We start from the raw sequence: 19,338 nt of genomic DNA, 5'->3' as shown, positions 1-19,338 counted from the left end.
GGCCCCTCTGCCCCGCTCAGTCCATCCCCTTCCGTCCCGGCGTCCAGAAGGGCTTCGTCCGCACGTCGCGGCGCTGCCAGCCGCGCTCATCGACCAGGTGGGCGCGTACGGCCTGGATCGTGCGGGCCTCCCCCGCGAGGTAGGCCACGCCCGGCCCGGCGGGCAGGTCCAGCTCCCTGACCGCGTTCACCAGCACCTGCGAACGCGCCGCCGGCGCGCCGTCCCGGCACACCCTGACCAGGTCTCCGGGCAGGTCGAGATGGCCGTCGGGCCCGTCGGCCTCCACCGCGCCGAACGCGCTCGCGCCCTCCGGCAACGCCCGCAGCATCGCGCCGAACGCCACCGAGGCCGTTTCCTCCCCGGCGAACAGGTGGTACGCCGCCTCCGGCCGCACCACGAAGCCTCCCTCAGGGCGGGTAAAGGCGACCCCCTGACCGGGCTCGGCGTTCCTGACCCAGGACGCGCCGGGCGAGTCGCCGCCGTGGTCGTACCCGATGAGATCGACGGCCTCCCAGGCCGGGTCGTGGTGCCAGACCGAGTAGGTGCGCAGGACGCCGCCGAGCAGGCCGCCCGCGCCGATCAGCAGCCGTACGTGCTGGCCGGGCGTCCACCTCAGGCCCGCCAGGGCCGCTCCCCCGATCCTGATCCGCCGCATGCGGGCGGCCACCGTCTCGACCTCGACGACCTCCCCGGTGACGAACATCCGGTCGAGCAGCCTGCGGGCGATCGTCGGCCGGGTCATCGCCGCCTCCTGGGGTCGAGGTCCTCGATCTCACGACGGGCGGCCACGAAGATCTCCTGGATCCGCTCGACCACCCTCGGGTCGCCATGGGCGTGGGCGAGCGTCTTCACGGCCGCCTTGACCATGCGCAGCGCGGGGCCGATGATCTCGGCGGCCTCGGGCTCGCGGAACATCCCCCACTCACCCCTGCTGGCCGCGCGGCTCCACAGCCGCTCGATCTCCTCGGCCTGCTCGTCCACCGCCCGGCGGCCCTCGGCGGTGGCGTGGTGGACCTTGCGGCCCTCTTCCTGCTCGACGCGGACGAGGCCCTCGTCCTCCAGCAGTTGGAGGGTGGGGTAGATGGAGCCGGCGCTGGGCTCGTAGGTGCCGTTGAAACGCTCGGCGAGGCGGCTCATGATCTGGTAGCCGTGGCCCGGTTGCTCGGCGACGAGGGCGAGGATGGCCAGGCGCAGCTCACCGGGACCGAAGAAGCGTCCCGTGGGGCCCAGACCGCCCGCGCCCGTACTGCGACGCGCGTTCATCATGGGTCGGATGTTATATCGAACGATATAACGAAGTAAACACGTCACATCTCGATACGCCACGCGCGGATGGATCGGGCCATGCCGGCGAGAAACTCGACGGGCTGCTCGACCTCGGTCCACGGGGGCGTGCGGTCGCCGTCCGCGTATCGGGGGACGACGTGGAAGTGGAAGTGGAACGCGCTCTGCCAGGCGGTCTCGCCGCTCGCGTGCCAGAGGTTGACGCCCGCCGCCCCCAGCGCGCCGGTCAGGCGCCTGGACACCTCGACGGCGGCGCGCATGACCCGCTCGGCAGTGTCGAGCGGGATGTCCCCCAGATCGCGGTGGTGCACACGCGGGACGACCAGGGTATGACCCCTGGTGGCCTGGGCGAGGTCGAGGAAGGCGACCGTGTGCTCGTCCTCGTGGACACTCCGCGCGGGCTCGGCGCCTTGGACGATGCGGCAGAAGACGCAGCTCATCTGCGTCCTCGGGTGAAGGAGACGAAGGAGTGGCGCGGCATGACAGCATGATCACAACCGGCCCGCGCGTCGGTCGATCAGGTTCGGCCGTCCGGCTCAGACGGTGAGGATGACCTTGCCCCTGGCGTGTCCGCGCTCGGCATAGCCGATGGCCTCGGCGGCCTCCGCCAGAGGATGGGACCGGTCGATGACCGGAGTGACCTTCCCGGCCTCGATCAGCTCCCGCAGGGCGTCGAGATCGTCCGCGTTCTCCTTCGTCATGAAGTTGACGAACCGGTGCCGGACGAACCTCGTCATCACCATGAGCTTGACGAGCCGGCCCACCACGCCCATCACCTTGCCGCCGCCGGACCCGCTGTTGGGGATGAAGGCGCCTTGGGGGGTGAGCACTCGCCTGCAGTCCGGTAACGAGCGATTGCCCACATTGTCGAGAAAGAGATCGTAGCTCCGCCCGGAACGGGTGAAGTCCTCCTTGGTGTAGTCGACGACGTGATCGGCTCCCAGCGAGCGGACCAGCTCCACGTTCGCCGTGCTGCACACTCCGCTCACCTCGGCCCCGTACGCCTTGGCGAGCTGCACCGCGAACGTGCCGACCCCGCCCGCCGCCCCGTTGACCAGGATCCTCTGCCCGGCCTTCAGCCCGCCCTTGTCACGCAGCGCCTGCAGAGCGGTCAGCCCCGAGGTCGGTACGGCCGCCGCCTGCTCGTACGTCAGCCCGCCCGGCTTCCTGGCCACCGGCCCGTCCTCACGCACGACGACGTATTCGGCGAACGCGCCCGGTGCACAGCCGTAGACCCCGTCCCCCGGCTGGAACCTCGTGACGTTCTTGCCCACCGCCTCGACCTCCCCCGCCAGGTCGTTGCCGAGCCGGGGCGACTTGGGCCGGGTCAGCCCCGCCATGAGCCGGAAGATGTACGGCGTGCCGCGCAGGAAGTGCAGGTCGCCGGGGTTGACGCAGGCCGCGCGCACCCGGATCAGCACGTCGTCGTCGCCCACGTCGGGCTTGCCGGTCTCTTCGAGCCGGATGACCTCAGGCGGCCCGTAAGCGTGGTAGCGGATGGCCTTCATGATCGAGTTGCCTCCCTTGACACATGAAAGAAATTCCTGACATATGAAAAGAGTAGCATCCGGCCTAGTCGGCGAGTACTCCCGCGAAGGGATCGCCGCCCTCACCCGCGAACGCGTACGCGCCGCCCTCGATCCGCTCGATCAGCCCTCGTGTCCACTCCACGCCGGCCTCCGCCGAGTGCGCCCACAGGTTCGTGATCTCCCCGATGTGGCCGAGCTCGCCCTGCCCGGGATAGGTCGTGACGGACTCGCGCCACGCCCGGAGGTTGCCGACCCGCTGCCGCAGCAGCGCGAGGGCCTCCTCCCTCGGCAGGTCGGCGATGAAGCCGAGCCCGGCCGACAGCAGGTCCAGCTTGTCGTGCGTGGTCAGCGCCCCGCGCAGGAGCGAGAAGTACTCGGCGGTGCCCCGGTCCGTGAGCTCGTACTCGGTGCGCGGCGGGCCGCCGGCCGTGCTCGGCCCGGTCTCGTACACGTGCAGCAGCCCCTGCTTGGCCATCTGCTTGAGCGCGTGGTAGATCGAGCCCGGCCTGGTGTTCGACCACTCGTCCGCGCCCCAGAACTCCAGGTCGTTGCGCACCTGGTAGCCGTGGGCCCGACCGTGCCGTCGTACCGCGCCCAGGACCAGCAACCGGATCGCCGACACGTTCCGCTCCTAATCAACTTTGACTAGCTGGTGACAGAAAAACGCGACGGGCGGGAAGATCCCCCGCCCGTCGCGCGGTCGCTAGGCCTTGAGCCAGCTCATCATCGGGCGCAGCTTGGCGCCCGTCTTCTCGATCGCGTTCTCGGCCAGCTCCTCGCGGTAGCGCGTGAACTCCTTCTGGCCGCCGTCGAACTCCTCGACGAGCTGCCGGGCGAAGGTGCCGTCCTGGACCTCGGCCAGCACGCGGCGCATCTCCGCACGGGCCTCGTCGTTGATGATGCGCGGGCCGCGGGTGTAGCCGCCGTACTCGGCCGTGTCGGAGACCGACCAGTACATCTTCGAGATGCCGCCCTCGTACATGAGGTCGACGATGAGCTTCATCTCGTGGAGGCACTCGAAGTAGGCGACCTCGGGCTGGTAGCCCGCCTCGATGAGCGTGTCGAAGCCCGCCTTGATGAGCTCGGAGACACCGCCGCAGAGCACGGCCTGCTCACCGAACAGGTCGGTCTCCGTCTCCTCCTTGAACGTGGTGCGCAGCGCGCCGGCGCGGGTGCCGCCGATGCCCTTGGCGTAGGAGAGGGCCAGGTCCAGGCCCTTGCCGGAGGCGTCCTTCTCGACGGCCACGAGACACGGCACACCACGGCCGGCCTCGAACTGGCGGCGGACGAGGTGGCCGGGGCCCTTGGGGGCCACCATGCACACGTCCACACCCTCCGGGGCCTCGATGAGGCCGTAGCGGATGTTGAGGCCGTGGCCGAAGAACAGCGCGTCGCCCTCGACCAGGTTGGGGGCCACGTGGTCGGCGTACAGGTGGCGCTGGATGTGGTCCGGCGCCAGGATCATCGTGAGGTTGGCCTCCTCGACGGCCTCGGCCGGGGTCACGACGCGCAGGCCGTCGTTCTCGGCCTTCTCCCGGCTCTTGGAGCCCTCGGGCAGGCCGACGCGCACGTCCACGCCGGAGTCACGCAGGGAGAGCGCGTGGGCGTGGCCCTGGCTGCCGTACCCCAGCACGGCCACGTGGCGTCCCTGAATGATCGACAGGTCGGCCTGGTCGTCGTAGTAAATCTCGGTCACTTGCTCAAAACCTTTCAGGCGGTACGGTCCAGTGCCCTGAGGGACCGGTCGGTGATGGAGCGGGCGCCGCGGCCGATGGCCACCATGCCCGATTGGACGAGTTCTTTGATCCCGAACGGCTCGAGGACCTTGACGAACGCCTCGAGCTTGTCGGGAGTGCCGGTGACCTCGATGGTCACGGCGTCGGCCGCCACGTCGATGCAGCGGGCGCGGAAGAGCTGGACGAGCTCCAGCACGTGGGAGCGGCTCTCGGAGTCGGCCTTGACCTTGATCAGCATCAGTTCGCGCTGAACGGACTGGGACGGGTCGAGCTCGACGATCTTGAGCACGTTCACCAGTTTGTTGAGCTGCTTGGTGACCTGCTCCAGCGGCAACTCCTCGACGCTGACCACGATGGTCATGCGCGAGATGTCGTCGTGCTCGGTCGGCCCGACTGCGAGGGAGTCGATGTTGAACCCCCGGCGGCTGAACAGCGCCGACACGCGCGCCAGGACACCGGGCTTGTTCTCGACAAGCACCGACAGCGTGTGCCTACTCATCCTCGTTCTCCCACTTCGGCGCCATGTCACGGGCGATCTTGATGTCGTCGTTGCTGGTGCCCGCCGCGACCATGGGCCAGACCATGGCGTCCTGGTGGACGACGAAGTCGATCACGACAGGCACATCGTTGATCTCCATGGCCTTCTTGATGACGGCGTCCACGTCTTCCGAACGTTCGCATCGCAGACCCACACAACCATAGGCCTCGGCCAGTTTGACGAAGTCCGGGATGCGGCGCGTCGTCTGCAGGTCGGTGTTGGAGTATCGCTCCTGGTAGAACAGCGTCTGCCACTGGCGGACCATGCCGAGGTTGCCGTTGTTGATGACGGCGATCTTGATCGGCACGCCTTCCAGCGCGCAGGTGGCCAGCTCCTGGTTGGTCATCTGGAAGCAGCCGTCGCCGTCGATGGCCCACACGGTGGAATCGGGGCGGCCCATCTTCGCGCCCATCGCGGCCGGGACGGCGAAGCCCATGGTGCCCAGGCCGCCGGAGTTGATGAACGTGCCGGGGTTCTCGTAGCCGATGAACTGCGAGGCCCACATCTGGTGCTGCCCGACGCCGGCCACGTAGTAGGTCTCGGGGCCGGCGATCGCGCTCAGCCGCTGCATGACGTACTGGGGGGCCAGCGAGCCGTCCTCGAACTCCTCGTAGCCCAGCGGGTAGGTGCTCTTGTAGCTGTTGAGCGCCGTCCACCAGTCGGCGTAGTCGCCCTTCTGGGCCGACGCCTGGATGGCGGTGATGAGGTCGGTGATGACCTCCTTGCAGTCGCCCACGATCGGCACGTCGGCGTGGCGGTTCTTCGAGATCTCCGCCGGGTCGATGTCGGCGTGCACGACCTTCGCGTAGGGCGCGAAGGATGACAAATTACCCGTGACCCGATCATCGAAGCGCACGCCCAGGCCGATGATCAGATCCGACTTCTGCAGCGCGCCCACGGCCGTCACACTGCCGTGCATGCCCGGCATGCCCATGTGCTGGGGGTGACTGTCGGGGAACGTGCCGCGGGCCATCAGGGTGGTGATGACCGGGATGTTCGTCAGCTCGGCGAGCTGCAGCAGCTCGGGCGACGCGCCCGCCTTGTGGACGCCGCCGCCGACGTACAGGACCGGGCGCTTGGCCTCGGCGATGAGTTTGGCGGCCTCGCGGATCTGCTTGCTGTGCGGCCTGGTGACCGGGCGGTAGCCCGGGAGCTGCATGGTCGGCGGCCAGGAGAAGGTGGTCTCGGCCTGGAGCGCGTCCTTGGAGATGTCCACGAGGACCGGGCCGGGACGGCCGGTGGAGGCGATGTGGAAGGCCTCCATGATCGTACGGGCGATGTCCGCGGGATCGGTGACCAGGAAGTTGTGCTTCGTGATCGGCATGGTGATGCCGGAGATGTCGGCTTCCTGGAAAGCGTCGGTGCCGATGGCCGCGCTGGCCACCTGCCCGGTGATCGCCACGATCGGCACCGAGTCCATGTACGCGTCGGCGATCGGCGTCACCAGGTTCGTGGCACCGGGGCCGCTGGTCGCCATGCACACCCCGACCTTGCCCGTGGCCTGCGCGTAGCCCTCGGCCGCGTGACCCGCACCCTGCTCGTGCCGTACGAGCACGTGCCGGACCTTGGTCGAGTCGTAGAGAGGATCGTAGGCCGGCAGAATGGCACCGCCCGGGATCCCGAACACTGTGTCGACTCCAACATGCTCCAGCGCCCTCACCAGGGCCTGTGCACCTGTCATCCGTTCGGTCATCGGCTCGTTCCTTGCGTGACTACTCGCTTAAGGACATAAAAAATGCCCCTTCCCACCAGGCGGCGGGTCTGGGGCGGCGCGCAGGTCGTCGTGCTTCGCTATCGGCCTGCGCGCCGGCGAAGTACTACGAGAATCTCACTGCGAAGCATGGCTTACACCATAGCCGCTCCGAACGCCCCAGTGTCAACTTGGTGGACACAAGTCTCAAACAGTGAGACTCGTACGCATCAAGGAGTCGACGCCGCGCGCCGCCATCGGCCGCGCCACCAGGAATCCCTGCCCCCTCGTGCAGCCCATCTGCTTCAGCAGTTCGAGCTGCTCGGGACGCTCTATCCCCTCGGCCACCACGATAAGCCCGAGGTCGTGCCCCAGCCGCACGATCGTGCGCGTGAGCAGGGTCAGCGTGTCGTCCATGCCGAGCCCCGACACGAAGGAGGGGTCGATCTTGATCATGTCGACGGGAAGCTGCCGCAGGAAGGCCAGCGACGCGTAGCCGGTGCCGAAGTCGTCGATCGCCAGGCGCACCCCGAGGGCGCGCAGCTCCGACAGGCGCTTGATGGTCTCCTCGGCGTCCTCGACCAGCATCTCCTCGATGACCTCGAGGGTGAGCGCGGAGGCGGGCAGCCCGCTCTCGGACAGCGCCTCCTCGACGGTCTCGACGAACCGCGGCGCGGTGATCTGGCGCGCCGACAGGTTGAGCGACAGCCCGATGTCCCAGGACGAGGCCCGCCAGGCGGCCACCTCGCGGCACGACTCGCGCAGTATCCACTCGCTCAGCGGCACGATGAGCCCGGTGTCCTCGGCCGGGCCCAGGAACTGCTCCGGCGGCACGAACACCGACCCGCGCCACCACCGCACCAGCGCCTCGACCGCGGTCACCCGCGACGTGGCCAGGTCCACCACCGGCTGGTACTCGATCGCGAACTGCTGCTCGATGAGCGCCCGCTGCAGGTCGGCGGCCAGCTCCAGGCGGCGCACCACGTCGGCGTGCATCTGCGCGGCGAACACCTCCACCCGCCGCCCGCCCAGCTCCTTGGAGCGCGCCATCGCCACATCCGCGTTGCGCATGAGGTCGCCCGCGGGCATGTCGTCCTCGGTGAAGGCCACGCCCACGCTGGCGGTCAGCGCCACGTCGCGGTCGGCCACCCGGAACGGCTCCTGCGAGACCGCGCGGACCAGCCGCTCGGCCAGATCCACCGCGACCTGCGCCTCGCCGCCGGTCTCCACGAGCACCGCGAACTCGTCGCCGCCCCAGCGGGCGAGCGTGTCGTCGGCGCGTACGGCGCCGCGCAGCCGGCGGGCCGCCTGCCCGAGCAGGTAGTCGCCGCTGGCGTGTCCGACCGAGTCGTTGACCGAGGTGAAGCCGTCGAGGTCGAGGAAGATGACCGCGACGTTGCCCGACGTACGGCCCGAGAGCACCTCACGGGTGCGCTCCTCGAAGTAGGCGCGGTTGGGCAGCCCGGTGACGCCGTCGTGGAAGGTCAGGTGGGCGACCTGGTTGCGCAGCGCCTCCTCGTCGCTGACGTCTCTGGTCGTCACCAGCATCAGCTCGTCGCCACCGACCTGGCGGGTGGCGACGGACTCGGTGGGACGCCAGGTGCCGTCGGCCGCGCGTACGCGGCAGGCGATCAGGCAGGCGCCGGGCGCGGCGTTCTCCTCGTCGAGGTGCATGGCGCGCATGGCGACCTGGATGCCCGGCACGTCCTCCGGGTGGATGTAGTCGAAGATCGACCCGCCGACCAGCTCGTCGGGGGCGTAGCCGTACGTGACCTCGACGCCGGCGCCGATCTCGCGTACGACGCCCTCGTAGTCGCAGGTGAACACCACGTCGCCGCTGCTCTCGGCCAGCTCTCTGAGCTGCCGCCGGCCCAGCTTGACCAGGCCGCGCAGGCGCACGTTGAGCGCCGAGACCACGAACAGGCGCACGAGCAGGAGCAGCACCACGGAGACCGCGACCACGACCACGCCGGTCACCGGCTGGCTGTGGGGGCCGCCCGCCATGCGGAACAGCAGCGTGAAGGCGGCGACGGCGACCAGCGCGAGCGGCACCAGCGCGACCACGTGGCCGACGGCCGGGTGGCCCGCCTCCTTGACCCGCGGGCCCCAGGGGACGGCGGCGAGCAGCAGGAACGCGACGGGAGCGAGCATGACGCTCCACACCTGCGGGTCTCCGCCGTCGAGCCGCGCCACCGCCGCGCCCAGCCCGGCCACGGTCATGGTGGCCAGCGCGCCCACGCCCACCAGGCCGAGCAGCCAGGAGGAGGCCCGGCTGGTGAGCACCGACGGGATCACGGCGCAGGTCACCAGCAGCGCGATCATCGGCGGCAGCATGACGAGCGTGAACCCGGCCGGGTCGGCGCTCTCGGCGTAGACGTGACGAAGCGCCACCACCCAGCCGATGAGGAAGAGCGAGGCGGCGCACAGATAGGCGTCGGTGATATGCCGTAAGGCGACGCCGGCCGGGAGCTTCCGGTCGGCGGCGATCAACGCGCCACCGGCCGTGACGACCGTGCCGAGCAGCACGAACATGTCGGCGAAGCTGACCACGAAGCCCTCGGCGAACGGCCTCAGCGCCACACCCGCGGCCCAGATGACGGCGCCGCCGCCCATCCAGCGAGCGGCCATCGCCATCGGGCGGTGCCCGGCCTTCCGAACCGAGGCGATCATCAGGGAGGTGGCGGCGATCAGCGCCGCGAGCCCTCCGGCGATCGCACCGGTGAGCAGGGCCGGACCGCCCGCGAGGAGGGCGGCGGTGAACACAACCGCGCCGGCCGCCGCCGCGGCGGCCGGCGGCACCCGTGGATCACGCCAGCGGATCACAGTCGTTGCCCATCCCGTCTCGAACTCTGCACCAGCGACCGCCGAAGCCCGGTCGATCACTTCGCCAGTGTGTGCGGTCGTGGGTGCGCGGGTGGTGACAACGCCGATGTCGTCACCGATCTGATAACCACACAGACCAATTGCCGCCAAGAGTTCCTTGACAGTGAGTCAGGAACTCCCTGCAAACGCAACCGTACGCACCGAAGGTCACGGACCAGCCACGTTCCGGGATCCTCTCAGTATGAGTCGGTAATAACGTTGACCAGCTCTCCACCTGCGAGGTAACGCTCCAACTGGGCCCGCATGAGGCGCAGCATGCGCCGCTCCGACGCGGGGGTGCTGCCCGCGACGTGTGGGGTGATCAGGACGCCCGGCGCGCTCCAGAGGGGGTGGCCCTCGGGCAGCGGCTCGGGCGCGGTCACATCCAGCGCGGCGCGTAGCCTACCGGTTTTGAGCTCCGCGATCAGTGCGTCGGTGTCGACGATCCCGCCCCGGGCGGCGTTGACGAGCACGGCGCCGTCCTTCATCCGCGCGAGGAACGCGGCGTCCGCCATCCCGGCGGTGGCGGCGGTCGCGGGCACGAGCAGCACGACGACGTCCGCCTCGGACAGCAGTGTGGGCAGCTCGTCCATGGCGTGCACGCCGTCGCGGGCGCTCCTGGCCACGCGTACGACGTCCACCTCGAACCCCTCGAGCCGCCTCTCCAGCGCCGCGCCGATGGAGCCGTAGCCGACGATCAGCACGGTCGAGTCGGCCAGCACGCCGGTGTGGTGATAGGTCCAGTCACCCCTGCGCTGCGCGTCGGTGAACCCGGGGAACTCCCGCAGCACCGCGATCATCGCCCCAACCGCCCACTCGGCCGTCCCCGCGTCGTGCACACCACGCGCGTTGCACAGCACCGCGCCCTCGGGCATGTGCGGCCGGTACGGCTCCACCCCGGCCGTCACGGTCTGCACCAGCCGCAACGAGGTCATCCGGCCCAGGGTGCCCGCCACGTCGGGCACGGTGATCAACGGGGGGATCCACACCTCCACGTCCTCGACTCCATCCGGCATCGAGGACGTGCCGTCATAGACGGTGCATTCGACTCCAGGAAGGTCGGACAGTACATCAGCCACAGAATCGGACGGAACCCAGGTCTTCATGCCGAGAACCTTACGACTCAAGGGTCAGTATGGAACACATGAGGAAGCTCTGGACGATCATGCTGATGGCCGCCCTCACCGCGTGCTCCACCGGCGGAGAGGTGCTCCCGACGGCCGCCGTGCCGGCCGGGGCCGCCCCCGGCGACCCGAAGGACGTGGTGACGGGACTGTCCGTGCCGTGGGCGATCGCGTTCCTGCCCGGCGGCGACGCGCTGGTGACCGAGCGGGACTCGGCGCGGCTGCTGCGGGTGACCCCGGCCGGTCAGGCGCGAGAGCTCGGCACGATCGAGGGCGTGACCCCGGACGGTGAGGGCGGGCTGATGGGGGTTGCGGTCAAAGGCGAACAAATCTTCCTTTACTACACCGCCGAACAGGACAACCGGATCGTCCGCTACCGGCACGCCGGCGACGGCCTCACCGATCGGCGCCTCATCGTCGAGGGCATCCCGAAGGGCGGCATCCACAACGGCGGCCGGCTCGCGTTCGGCCCCGACGGCTTCCTGTACGCCACCACCGGCGAGATCGGCGACCGGAGCCTGGCCCAGCAGCGCGACTCGCTCGGGGGCAAGATCCTGCGCATGACCGCCGACGGCGCCCCCGCGCCCGGCAACCCGTTCGGCACGCTGGTCTACAGCTACGGCCACCGCAACGTCCAGGGCCTGGCCTGGGACACCGCCGGCCGCCTGTACGCCTCCGAGTTCGGCGCCAACACCTACGACGAGGTCAACCTGATCAAGCCCGGGGCCAACTACGGCTGGCCCGAGGTCGAGGGGCGCGGCGACGACCAGCGGTACGTCAACCCGATCCTCACCTGGTCCACGGGCGAGGCGTCACCGTCGGGGATGGCGTACGCGGCCGGCTCGCTGTGGGTGGGCGCGCTGCGCGGGGCCCGGCTGTGGCAGGTGCCGCTCGGGGACGACGGCTCGGCGGGCCGCCCGGTCGCCCACTACACCGACCGCTACGGCCGCATCCGCGCGGTCACCACGACCCCCGACGGCGCCCTGTGGGTCGGCACCAGCAACCAGGACGGCCGCGGCTCCCCCCGCAACGGCGACGACCGCATCATGACCGTCACCCCATCCTGACCCGCAACCCCGCTCAAGAGTCCTTCGCAGGAGCTCAGCGGGTTGTGGCGGTGCAGGTGATCTGGGCCTGGGGCCGGTACTTGGTGGTGAGCTTCTTGTCCTTCTTGAGCACCTTGCCGTCCTTGTGGAACACCCGGGTCACATCGATCGTGAACCCCTGCTCCCCCACGGTCGGCAGGCAGCCGGCGGCCGAGCTGCTCTCACGCCGGAACGGGGTGAGGTCCCGCCGCTCCGACTCGATCGGCTCGATCTTGTCGAACCGCTTGGTGCTCCACAGCGCCACCGACACCGAGGTCTCCGTGAAGGCGGTCTTGATCAGCACCCCGGTCTCGGAGTCGTTGCGCCACTTCAGGTCCAGGTCCGGATAGAGCAGCGCCACGTCACGCCCGGCCGGATAGCGGGGGGCGTAGTAGTCCATCGGCTGGTGCTCCACGTCCTCGAACCCGCCGAAGAACGCGGCGTTGTACATGGTCGTCGCGAACTGGGAGCCCCCGCCGCCGATGATGTTCACCATCCGGCCGCCGACGATCTGCCCCGCCTCGACGTACCCGTCCTCGATCGTCCGCTCGCCCAGGACGTCGTTGAGCGAGAACGTCTCACCGGGCTTGACCACGTATCCGTCGAGCTCCTGCGCCATCCGCTGGATGTTCTTCACCCGGGCCTGGCAGCAGTCGAAGGTCGTGTTGAAGCTGGCCACGAGCTCCTTGATGCCGAGCCCCTGGATCTGCGCGGTCTCGACGACGGGCGCGACGGTGCCCAGGCGGACCGGGATCGTCCGGCTCCCGCCCCCGTCGAACACCTTCTCCATGTCCCGGGCCAGCAGCTTGTCGTTGACCCCCCGCCCGGTGCGGGCGGGCACGAGGACCGGCTTGCCGTCCACGATCTCGTACGTGGCGTCGCGCGGCTGCTGGGCCGCGTCCACCAGGCCGCTCTCCAGCCCGGCGAGCACCGCCTTGGCGTTGAACTCGGGCACGAGCCCGCCGTCGCCGCTGGAGTTGAACGACAGGTTCGCCGCGATCAGCGCCGGGGTGACCTGGGCCTGCTTGGTGCCGAGGGTCAGCGTGATGGGCCCGGAGACCGCCTGCTTGGCCTTGGCCAGCGCCGCCTCGACCCCCTCCGTGGTGGTGACGGGCTTGGCGGGCCGGACCGCGAGCACGACCGTGCGCCCGCCGCCCTGTAGGAAGGCGTCGCTGATCCGGCGTACGGCGTCCTCGCGGTCGAGCAGGACGCCGTCCTCCGGCTGGCGGGCCTTGGGCTGCAGGCCGGTGAAGGTCACCCGGCCCTCGTGCGCCGGCTTGTCGGCGGCCTCGGCCATGCCCTCGACGGTCCTGGTGAGCTGGGAGGAGTCGACGCTGATCTTCGGCTGGAGCTCGGTGGTGCCGGTCAGTCCCCGCCACACCTCCTGCGGGCTGGGGAACCCGCTGGACGCCTGGCCGATGGTGCCGACCACGTCCAGCTCGAGCCCGGCCTCGTCGGCCTGCACGGTCTCCTTGGTACCGCCGATGTCGGCGATGACCGGCTTGCCGAGCCTGGTGCCGAGTTCGGCGCGCAGTTTGTCGGCCGCCTGGGTCACGGTCAGGCCGCCGATGTCGACCCCGCCCACGTGCGTGCCGCGCAGCACCGATCCGGACATGAACACGGCCGGCACCACGTACGCGAGGGCCGCGAGCAGCAGGATGAACGCGAGCAGGCCGGGCAGCAGCCGGCGGCGCCGGGGCGGCTCGGGCTCGTAGGCGGGCGGGCGTTCCGCGGAACCGTTCAGGCCGAACACCGGGGCGGGCGGGACCGACGGATCCTTGCCGGTCATCGGCCACGGCTGCGCCGGCGGCGCGACCGGAGGCAGCGCGCCATTGCCTGATGGACCGCCCGCAGCGCTCGGGCCTTGGGCCTGCCGAGGCTCCTGCCGGTCCGGAGGGCCGAAGATGTCCCGGGAGACGCCCGGGGGGAGCCCTTCGATCCGCGGCTTCCTGGAGACACCCGACGTGGGTAATGGCACCGAGGCGAACGGGTCGGTCGGTGATTCGATCGGTCCGGCGTTTCGCACGCCTCAATCTCCTCCCGGTCCGCAGCCAAGTCTCAGGCAACAGTAAGGCACGCGCATCCGCATATGTCACGGGAAATGGCTACGGAAGTGTGTCAACCTAGCCACCTGTAGCGATGTTCTGGACGACCGGCCGTGCCGTAGCGGGGCCGGAACTCGGCCTGACCCGCCGCGCACAGATATTCCAGATAGCGGCGGGCACTCACCCGCGACAGGCCCGTGAGCTCGGCCGCCTCGGCGGCCGACAGGTCGCGGCCGGCCTCCCGCAGGGTATCGGCGACCAGCGCGCAGGTTGCCGCGGACAACCCTTTCGGCATGGGGGCGGTGGTCTTGAGCGTCCCGAAGAGGCGGTCGACGTCGTCCTGGCGGGCCTCCCGGCCGATGGCGGTCAGGCGTTTGCGGGTGTCGGCGTACTGCTGGAGGCGTTCGGCGAGGGCGGCGGCGGTGAACGGCTTGATGAGGTAGTTGACCGCGCCGCCGCGCATGGCCTCCCTGACGGTGGGCACGTCGCGGGCGGCACTGATCATGAGGACGTCCACGTCGCTGAGCGCCTTGAGGACGTCCAGGCCGGACATGTCGGGCAGGTAGATGTCGAGCAGCACCAGATCGGGCCGCAGCTCGGAGACGGCGGCGAGCGCGTCGGCCCCGGTGTGCGCCACGGAGACGACCTGGAAACCCGGCGCGCGGTCCACGTAGCCCCGGTGGATGCGGGCGACCATGAAGTCGTCGTCGACGACCAGCACGCGAATCACGACCGCCCCCTCGCCGGCAGCAGGGCGGTGAAGACCGCGCCGCCCGCGTTACCCACCCGTACCCAGCCGCCCCTGCGCAGGCACGCCTGCCGGGTCAGGGCCAGGCCGAGGCCGCGAGGCCCCGACTGGGCGGCCTTGGTGGTGAAGCCCTCCCTGAAGACCTCCTCCACCAGGTCGGGGGCGATGCCGGGGCCTGAGTCGCCGACGCGTACGCGCAGGCCGCGCTCGTCGGCCTGGACCGACACCTCGATCGTGCCCTCCTTGCCGTCCAGGGCGTCGATGGCGTTGGCGACCAGGTTGCCGACCACCAGGACCGCGTCCTGCGGGTCGCCGAGCAGGCCCTCGGGCACGGCGGAGTCGTCCGACAGGACGATCCTGGCCCCGCGCTCGGCCGCCTCTGCGGACTTGGCCAGCAGCAGGGCGGCGAGGGTGGGGTCCTGGATGCGTTCGCGCAGGTCGGCGGCGTAGGTGCCGGAGGTGGTGCGGGTGATGAAGCCGACGGCGGCCTCGTATTCGCCCAGCTCCAGCAGGCCGACGACGGTGTGCATGCGGTTGGCGAACTCGTGCGCCTGGGCCCGCAGCGCCTCGGTCGCGCTGCTGGTGTCGTCGAGCTCGCGGGCCAGCCGGATCAGCTCGGTGCGGTCGCGCAGGGTGACCACCCAGCCGCGGTGGCGCCCGCGTACGGAGACCGGGGTGCGGTTGAGCACCAGCACGCGATCGCCGTGCAGCACGACGCGGTCCTCGCCCGGGTCGGCGCCGCTGAGCACGTCGCGCATGCGCTCGGAGACCGGCATCCTGGTGAGGTCTTCGCCCACCTCGCCCAGCAGCTCGCCGGCGGCGTCGTTGACCAGCGTGACCCGCCCCGACAGGTCGAGCGCGAGCACGCCCTCCTTGACCCCGTGCAGCACGCCCTCGCGCTGTTCGAGCAGCGCGGCGATCTCGCGCGGCTCCAGGCCGAACGTCTGCTTGCGGATCCGCGCGGTGATCAGCGCGGCCAGCGCGAGCCCGGCCAGCAGCACGGCCAGCGCCGTCCAGATCAGCCGCGGGAGGGCGTGGGCGACCTGGCCGGTGACCGTGGTCTCCAGGACGCCGACGGAGACGAGGCCGATGATGGTGCCGTATTCGTCGCGGATGGGGGTCTTGCCCCTGACCGTGGTGCCGATCGTGCCGGTCTCCGTGCCGACCCAGCTCCGCCCGGTCCGCAGGACCGTGGTGCCGTCGGTGGACAGCCGCTTGCCGATCAGCGCGGTGTTGGGGTGGGCGTAGCGTTCCTGGTCGGTGTTGGCGATCACGACGTAGTCGGCGCCGGTCTCCTGCTGGACGCTCATGGCCAGCGGCTGCAGCACGGTCTCCGGGCGCGTCAGCTTGAACGCCTCGCGCACCTGCGGCAGCGCGGCGACGGACTGCGCGATGGCCAGCGCCCGCTGCTGGTGCAGCGAGTCGAGCTGGTCGCGCATCTGCTCGGCCCACACGCCTCCGGTGCCCCCGACGGCGAGTATCACGATCACCATCTGGAGCATGAACAACTGGGTCCCGAGGGAGGCGTCCCGCACCCGTCTCACGCTGCACATGGAAACAAACCCAGGTCACGACCAGGTCGCGACCAATACGACCACTATGACGGCAAGGGTGCAAAGCCTCGACGCCGGGGAAATTGGACTTCACGATCCCAGTTCCATAAACGTGAAATCCACCCTTGGAGTGATCATGCGCTTTCGCGTACTCGCCGCTCTCGCGGCACTCTCCCTCGGCGCGCTGACGGGGTGCGGTGAGCAGGGTAATTCCGCCAACGCCGCGCTGCGGATCATGGCGCCGGCCGCGCCCGGCGGGGGCTGGGACCAGACCTCCCGCACGGCCGAGCAGGCGTTCAAGGCGGCCGACCCGAAGCGCAAGGTCGAGGTGTTCAACGTGCCCGGCGCCGGCGGCACGATCGGCCTGGCGCAACTGGCCGGTGAGAAGGGCAACGGCAACCTGCTGATGACCATGGGCCTGGTCATGGTGGGCGCCATCGAGCAGAACAAGTCCAAGGTCACGCTGGCCGAGACCACGCCCATCGCCAAGCTGACCGAGGAGTACGAGATCGTCGTGGTCCCGGCCGCGTCCCCGTACAAGTCGCTGGCCGACCTGGTGGCGGCCTGGAAGGCCGACCCGGCGAAGGTGTCCGTCTCGGGCGGCTCGGCGGGCGGCACCGACCACATCGTGGCCGGCCTGATGGCCAAGGCCGCGGGCGTGGACCCCAAGCAGGTCAACTACATCGCCCACTCGGGCGGCGGCGAGGCGCTGAACGAGCTGCTCGGCAACAAGGTCAGCGCGGGCATCTCGGGTGTGGGCGAGTTCGCCGAGCACGTGAAGTCCGGCAAGCTGCGCGCCCTCGGCGTGACCTCCGGTGAGCGGCTGCCCGGCCTGGACGCGCCCACCCTCAAGGAGGCCGGGCTGGACGTGGAGCTGGCCAACTGGCGCGGCTTCGTGGCCCCTGGCGGGATCTCCGACGCCGACAAGAAGGCCCTGACCGACCTGGTCACCAAGATGCACGACTCGCAGCCGTGGAAGGACGCCGTGGCCAAGAACGGCTGGATCGACTCCTTCCAGACCGGACAGCAGTTCGCCGACTACCTGAACTCCGAGCAGGCCCGGGTCAAGGCGATCATCGCTGAGATGGGGCTCGTCTCCTGATGGCCCGCTGGCGGCGGCCCGAACTCGGGCTGGCGGTCGTGGTGCTGGCGCTGGGCGTGCTCGTCGTGGTCGGGACGCTCGACGTCTCCGCGGCGGCCTCCCAGCTCGGCATCGGGCCGCGCTTCTTCCCCATGCTGGTGGGCGGCGCCATGGTGCTCATCGGCCTGTTCTACGTGGTGGACGTCGTACGCGGCGGCCACGGCGACCCTGAGGAGAGCGAGGACGTGGACGTCGAGGCGCCCACGGACTGGCGCAGCGTCGGCCTGGTCAGCGGCATCTTCCTGGCCTTCGCGGCGCTCCTGAACGTGCTCGGCTGGATCATCGGCGCGAGCCTGCTGTTCTTCGGCCTGTCGGTGGCGCTGGGCGCCGAGCACAAGCTGCGCGCGGGCGGGATCGCGGTGGTCATGGGCGTGGCGACGTACCTGCTGTTCGTCAAGGGTCTGGGCGTGACGCTGCCCGGCGGGCCGCTGGAGGGTGTGCTGTGAACTCGCTCCAGTTGCTGCTCGACGGTTTCGCCGCCGCGCTCACCCCGGTCAACCTCCTGTACGCGCTCATCGGCGTCACCCTCGGCACCCTCGTCGGCGTCCTGCCCGGCATCGGGCCCGCGATGACCGTGGCGCTGCTGCTGCCGATCACCTTCACGGTGCCGCCGGCCAGCGCGTTCATCATGTTCGCCGGCATCTACTACGGCGGCATGTACGGCGGCTCGACCACCTCCATCCTGCTCAACACGCCCGGCGAGTCGTCGTCCATGATCACGGCGCTCGAGGGCAACAAGATGGCCCGGCGCGGGCGGGCCGCCCAGGCCCTGGCCACGGCCGCCATCGGCTCGTTCGTGGCCGGCACCATCGCCACCGCGCTCCTGGTGGTGGCGGCGCCGGCGGTGGTCAGCTTCGCGATCTCCTTCGGCCCCGAGGACTACTTCGCGCTGGCGATCCTCGCCTTCACGGCCGTGTCGTCGGTCCTGTCCCGCTCGATCGTGCGCGGCCTGGCCTCGCTCGTCCTCGGCCTGGCGATCGGCCTGGTCGGCATCGACCAGCAGACCGGCCAGGCGCGGCTGACGCTGGGCATCCCCCAGTTGCTGGACGGCATCGACGTGGTGATCGTCGCGGTGGGCCTCTTCGCCCTCGGCGAGGCCCTGTACGTGGCCTCCCGGCTGCGTCACGTACCGCCCGAGGTGGTGCCCGTCGGCCGGGCGTGGATGGGGCGCGCGGACTGGCGCCGCTCCTGGCGTCCCTGGCTGCGCGGCACCGCCCTGGGCTTCCCGTTCGGCGCGCTGCCCGGCGGCGGGGCGGAGATCCCCACCTTCCTGTCGTACGCGGCCGAGAAGCGCCTGGCGCGCGGCGTGGCCAAGGAGGAGTACGGCAAGGGCGCCATCGAGGGCGTCGCGGGGCCCGAAGCGGCCAACAACGCCTCCGCGGCCGGCACCCTGGTCCCGCTGCTCACGCTGGGACTGCCCACGTCCGCGACGGCCGCGATCCTGCTGGCCGCCTTCCAGCAGTACGGCCTGCAGCCCGGCCCCCAGCTCTTCGACCACAACCCGGCGCTGGTGTGGGGCATGATCGCCTCACTGTTCATCGGCAACACGATGCTGCTGGTGCTGAACCTGCCGATGGCCCCGCTGTGGGCCCGCGTCCTGAGCGTGCCCCGCCCGTACCTCTACGCCGGGATCGTGCTGTTCGCCGCCCTGGGCGTCTACGCCCTGAACGGCACCATCGTGGACCTGTTCGTCCTGTACGTGCTCGGCCTGCTCGGCTACGCCATGCGGCGCTTCGGCCTGCCCGTCGCCCCGGCGGTGATCGGCATGATCCTGGGCCCGATGGCCGAGATCCAGCTCCGCAGGGCGCTGGCCATCGGGGCGGGCGACGTGAGCGTGCTCGTCCGCAGCCCGATCGCCGCGACGCTGCTGGCGCTCGCGGTGCTGGCCCTGCTCACGCCCGTGTTCAGGACGCTCATGGCCCGGCGGCGGGTCACGCCTTCGTCACATTCGCCCCGGGAGGAGTAGTCACGGTCCCCGCTGGGAACCGAACACAGTGGTTCTT

At 70.3% G+C, this 19,338-nt stretch carries 17 protein-coding genes; 4 read left to right on the top strand and 13 right to left on the bottom strand.

From position 1 onward, the window contains the following. Window positions 1–16: 16 nt before the first annotated feature. The 10 genes from AB0I15_RS00785 to AB0I15_RS00740 form a co-directional block, all read right to left on the bottom strand. Window positions 17–742: a siderophore-interacting protein gene (locus AB0I15_RS00785; RefSeq protein ID WP_358087981.1), complete on the bottom strand. Its 726-nt coding sequence runs from the start codon at window positions 740–742 to the stop codon at window positions 17–19. After that, on the bottom strand, window positions 739–1,266 hold the full coding sequence (locus tag AB0I15_RS00780; RefSeq protein ID WP_358087978.1) for a PadR family transcriptional regulator: 528 nt from the start codon (window positions 1,264–1,266) through the stop codon (window positions 739–741). Before AB0I15_RS00780 ends, AB0I15_RS00785 begins: the two co-directional genes overlap by 4 nt. Before the next feature lie 41 nt (window positions 1,267–1,307). Beyond that, the gene (locus tag AB0I15_RS00775) at window positions 1,308–1,724 is read right to left on the bottom strand and encodes an HIT domain-containing protein (protein ID WP_358087975.1); all 417 of its coding nucleotides are present in this window, start codon (window positions 1,722–1,724) and stop codon (window positions 1,308–1,310) included. Between the two features lie 96 nt (window positions 1,725–1,820). Beyond that, complete coding sequence (locus AB0I15_RS00770; protein ID WP_358087972.1) at window positions 1,821–2,792, bottom strand: NAD(P)-dependent alcohol dehydrogenase; 972 nt, start codon at window positions 2,790–2,792, stop codon at window positions 1,821–1,823. A gap of 64 nt (window positions 2,793–2,856) precedes the next feature. Continuing rightward, entirely contained in the window at window positions 2,857–3,435 is a 579-nt protein-coding gene (locus tag AB0I15_RS00765; RefSeq protein WP_358087969.1) for a PadR family transcriptional regulator, read from the bottom strand. Between the two features lie 81 nt (window positions 3,436–3,516). Continuing rightward, entirely contained in the window at window positions 3,517–4,500 is a 984-nt protein-coding gene (ilvC, locus tag AB0I15_RS00760) for a ketol-acid reductoisomerase (RefSeq protein ID WP_358088746.1), read from the bottom strand. A 23-nt stretch (window positions 4,501–4,523) separates the two neighbouring features. Then, window positions 4,524–5,048 (bottom strand): acetolactate synthase small subunit, encoded by a 525-nt coding sequence (gene ilvN / locus AB0I15_RS00755; protein ID WP_103959106.1) that lies wholly within the window; start codon window positions 5,046–5,048, stop codon window positions 4,524–4,526. Then, the gene (locus AB0I15_RS00750) at window positions 5,041–6,780 is read right to left on the bottom strand and encodes an acetolactate synthase large subunit (RefSeq protein WP_358087965.1); all 1,740 of its coding nucleotides are present in this window, start codon (window positions 6,778–6,780) and stop codon (window positions 5,041–5,043) included. The genes ilvN and AB0I15_RS00750 overlap by 8 nt, the downstream gene beginning before the upstream one ends. A 204-nt stretch (window positions 6,781–6,984) precedes the next feature. Next, a complete protein-coding gene (locus AB0I15_RS00745; RefSeq protein ID WP_358087962.1) occupies window positions 6,985–9,600 on the bottom strand; it encodes an EAL domain-containing protein in 2,616 nt (871 codons plus the stop codon). Between the two features lie 236 nt (window positions 9,601–9,836). Next, the gene (locus tag AB0I15_RS00740) at window positions 9,837–10,745 is read right to left on the bottom strand and encodes a 2-hydroxyacid dehydrogenase (RefSeq protein ID WP_358087959.1); all 909 of its coding nucleotides are present in this window, start codon (window positions 10,743–10,745) and stop codon (window positions 9,837–9,839) included. A gap of 38 nt (window positions 10,746–10,783) precedes the next feature. Here AB0I15_RS00740 and AB0I15_RS00735 point away from each other — a divergent pair, with 38 nt between their 5' ends. Next, on the top strand, window positions 10,784–11,830 hold the full coding sequence (locus AB0I15_RS00735; protein ID WP_358087956.1) for a PQQ-dependent sugar dehydrogenase: 1,047 nt from the start codon (window positions 10,784–10,786) through the stop codon (window positions 11,828–11,830). A 34-nt stretch (window positions 11,831–11,864) separates the two neighbouring features. On the opposite strand, the gene AB0I15_RS00730 is transcribed toward AB0I15_RS00735, so the two are convergent. From AB0I15_RS00730 to AB0I15_RS00720, 3 genes are all read right to left on the bottom strand, one after another. Then, a complete protein-coding gene (locus AB0I15_RS00730; protein WP_358087953.1) occupies window positions 11,865–13,637 on the bottom strand; it encodes a VanW family protein in 1,773 nt (590 codons plus the stop codon). Between the two features lie 329 nt (window positions 13,638–13,966). Then, window positions 13,967–14,623, bottom strand: coding sequence for a response regulator (locus AB0I15_RS00725; RefSeq protein WP_358087950.1), 657 nt, complete (start codon window positions 14,621–14,623; stop codon window positions 13,967–13,969). Further along, entirely contained in the window at window positions 14,620–16,194 is a 1,575-nt protein-coding gene (locus AB0I15_RS00720; protein ID WP_358087947.1) for a sensor histidine kinase, read from the bottom strand. The genes AB0I15_RS00725 and AB0I15_RS00720 overlap by 4 nt, the downstream gene beginning before the upstream one ends. Window positions 16,195–16,330: 136 nt before the next feature. Between AB0I15_RS00720 and AB0I15_RS00715 the strand changes: the two genes are divergently transcribed. Genes AB0I15_RS00715 through AB0I15_RS00705 form a run of 3 tightly spaced genes read left to right on the top strand, consistent with a single transcriptional unit; the run spans window position 16,331 to window position 19,301 of the window. After that, window positions 16,331–17,296 carry a tripartite tricarboxylate transporter substrate binding protein gene (locus AB0I15_RS00715; protein ID WP_358087944.1) on the top strand — a complete coding sequence of 322 codons (966 nt, stop codon included), beginning with the start codon at window positions 16,331–16,333 and terminating at the stop codon, window positions 17,294–17,296. Then, on the top strand, window positions 17,296–17,781 hold the full coding sequence (locus tag AB0I15_RS00710) for a tripartite tricarboxylate transporter TctB family protein (protein WP_358087941.1): 486 nt from the start codon (window positions 17,296–17,298) through the stop codon (window positions 17,779–17,781). Before AB0I15_RS00715 ends, AB0I15_RS00710 begins: the two co-directional genes overlap by 1 nt. Continuing rightward, complete coding sequence (locus AB0I15_RS00705; protein ID WP_358087938.1) at window positions 17,778–19,301, top strand: tripartite tricarboxylate transporter permease; 1,524 nt, start codon at window positions 17,778–17,780, stop codon at window positions 19,299–19,301. Before AB0I15_RS00710 ends, AB0I15_RS00705 begins: the two co-directional genes overlap by 4 nt. The last annotated feature ends 37 nt before the right edge of the window (window positions 19,302–19,338 follow it).

This window comes from Nonomuraea sp. NPDC050643, assembly GCF_040654715.1.
Classification (GTDB): domain Bacteria; phylum Actinomycetota; class Actinomycetes; order Streptosporangiales; family Streptosporangiaceae; genus Nonomuraea.
The sequence above is the reverse complement of the archived record's forward strand: the minus strand, read 5'-3'. Positions and strand labels throughout refer to the sequence as shown.

Bases quoted from the DNA above. Each gene is read 5' to 3' on its own strand.
- AB0I15_RS00780 (WP_358087978.1), bottom strand. From the start codon at position 1,266: ATGATGAACGCGCGTCGCAGTACGGGCGCGGGCGGTCTGGGCCCCACG.
- AB0I15_RS00720 (WP_358087947.1), bottom strand. From the start codon at position 16,194: ATGTGCAGCGTGAGACGGGTGCGGGACGCCTCCCTCGGGACCCAGTTG.
- AB0I15_RS00710 (WP_358087941.1), top strand. From the start codon at position 17,296: ATGGCCCGCTGGCGGCGGCCCGAACTCGGGCTGGCGGTCGTGGTGCTG.
- AB0I15_RS00750 (WP_358087965.1), bottom strand. From the start codon at position 6,780: ATGACCGAACGGATGACAGGTGCACAGGCCCTGGTGAGGGCGCTGGAG.
- AB0I15_RS00785 (WP_358087981.1), bottom strand. From the start codon at position 742: ATGACCCGGCCGACGATCGCCCGCAGGCTGCTCGACCGGATGTTCGTC.
- AB0I15_RS00775 (WP_358087975.1), bottom strand. From the start codon at position 1,724: ATGAGCTGCGTCTTCTGCCGCATCGTCCAAGGCGCCGAGCCCGCGCGG.
- AB0I15_RS00770 (WP_358087972.1), bottom strand. From the start codon at position 2,792: ATGAAGGCCATCCGCTACCACGCTTACGGGCCGCCTGAGGTCATCCGG.
- AB0I15_RS00730 (WP_358087953.1), bottom strand. From the start codon at position 13,637: ATGACCGGCAAGGATCCGTCGGTCCCGCCCGCCCCGGTGTTCGGCCTG.
- AB0I15_RS00735 (WP_358087956.1), top strand. From the start codon at position 10,784: ATGAGGAAGCTCTGGACGATCATGCTGATGGCCGCCCTCACCGCGTGC.
- AB0I15_RS00740 (WP_358087959.1), bottom strand. From the start codon at position 10,745: ATGAAGACCTGGGTTCCGTCCGATTCTGTGGCTGATGTACTGTCCGAC.
- ilvN (WP_103959106.1), bottom strand. From the start codon at position 5,048: ATGAGTAGGCACACGCTGTCGGTGCTTGTCGAGAACAAGCCCGGTGTC.
- AB0I15_RS00715 (WP_358087944.1), top strand. From the start codon at position 16,331: ATGCGCTTTCGCGTACTCGCCGCTCTCGCGGCACTCTCCCTCGGCGCG.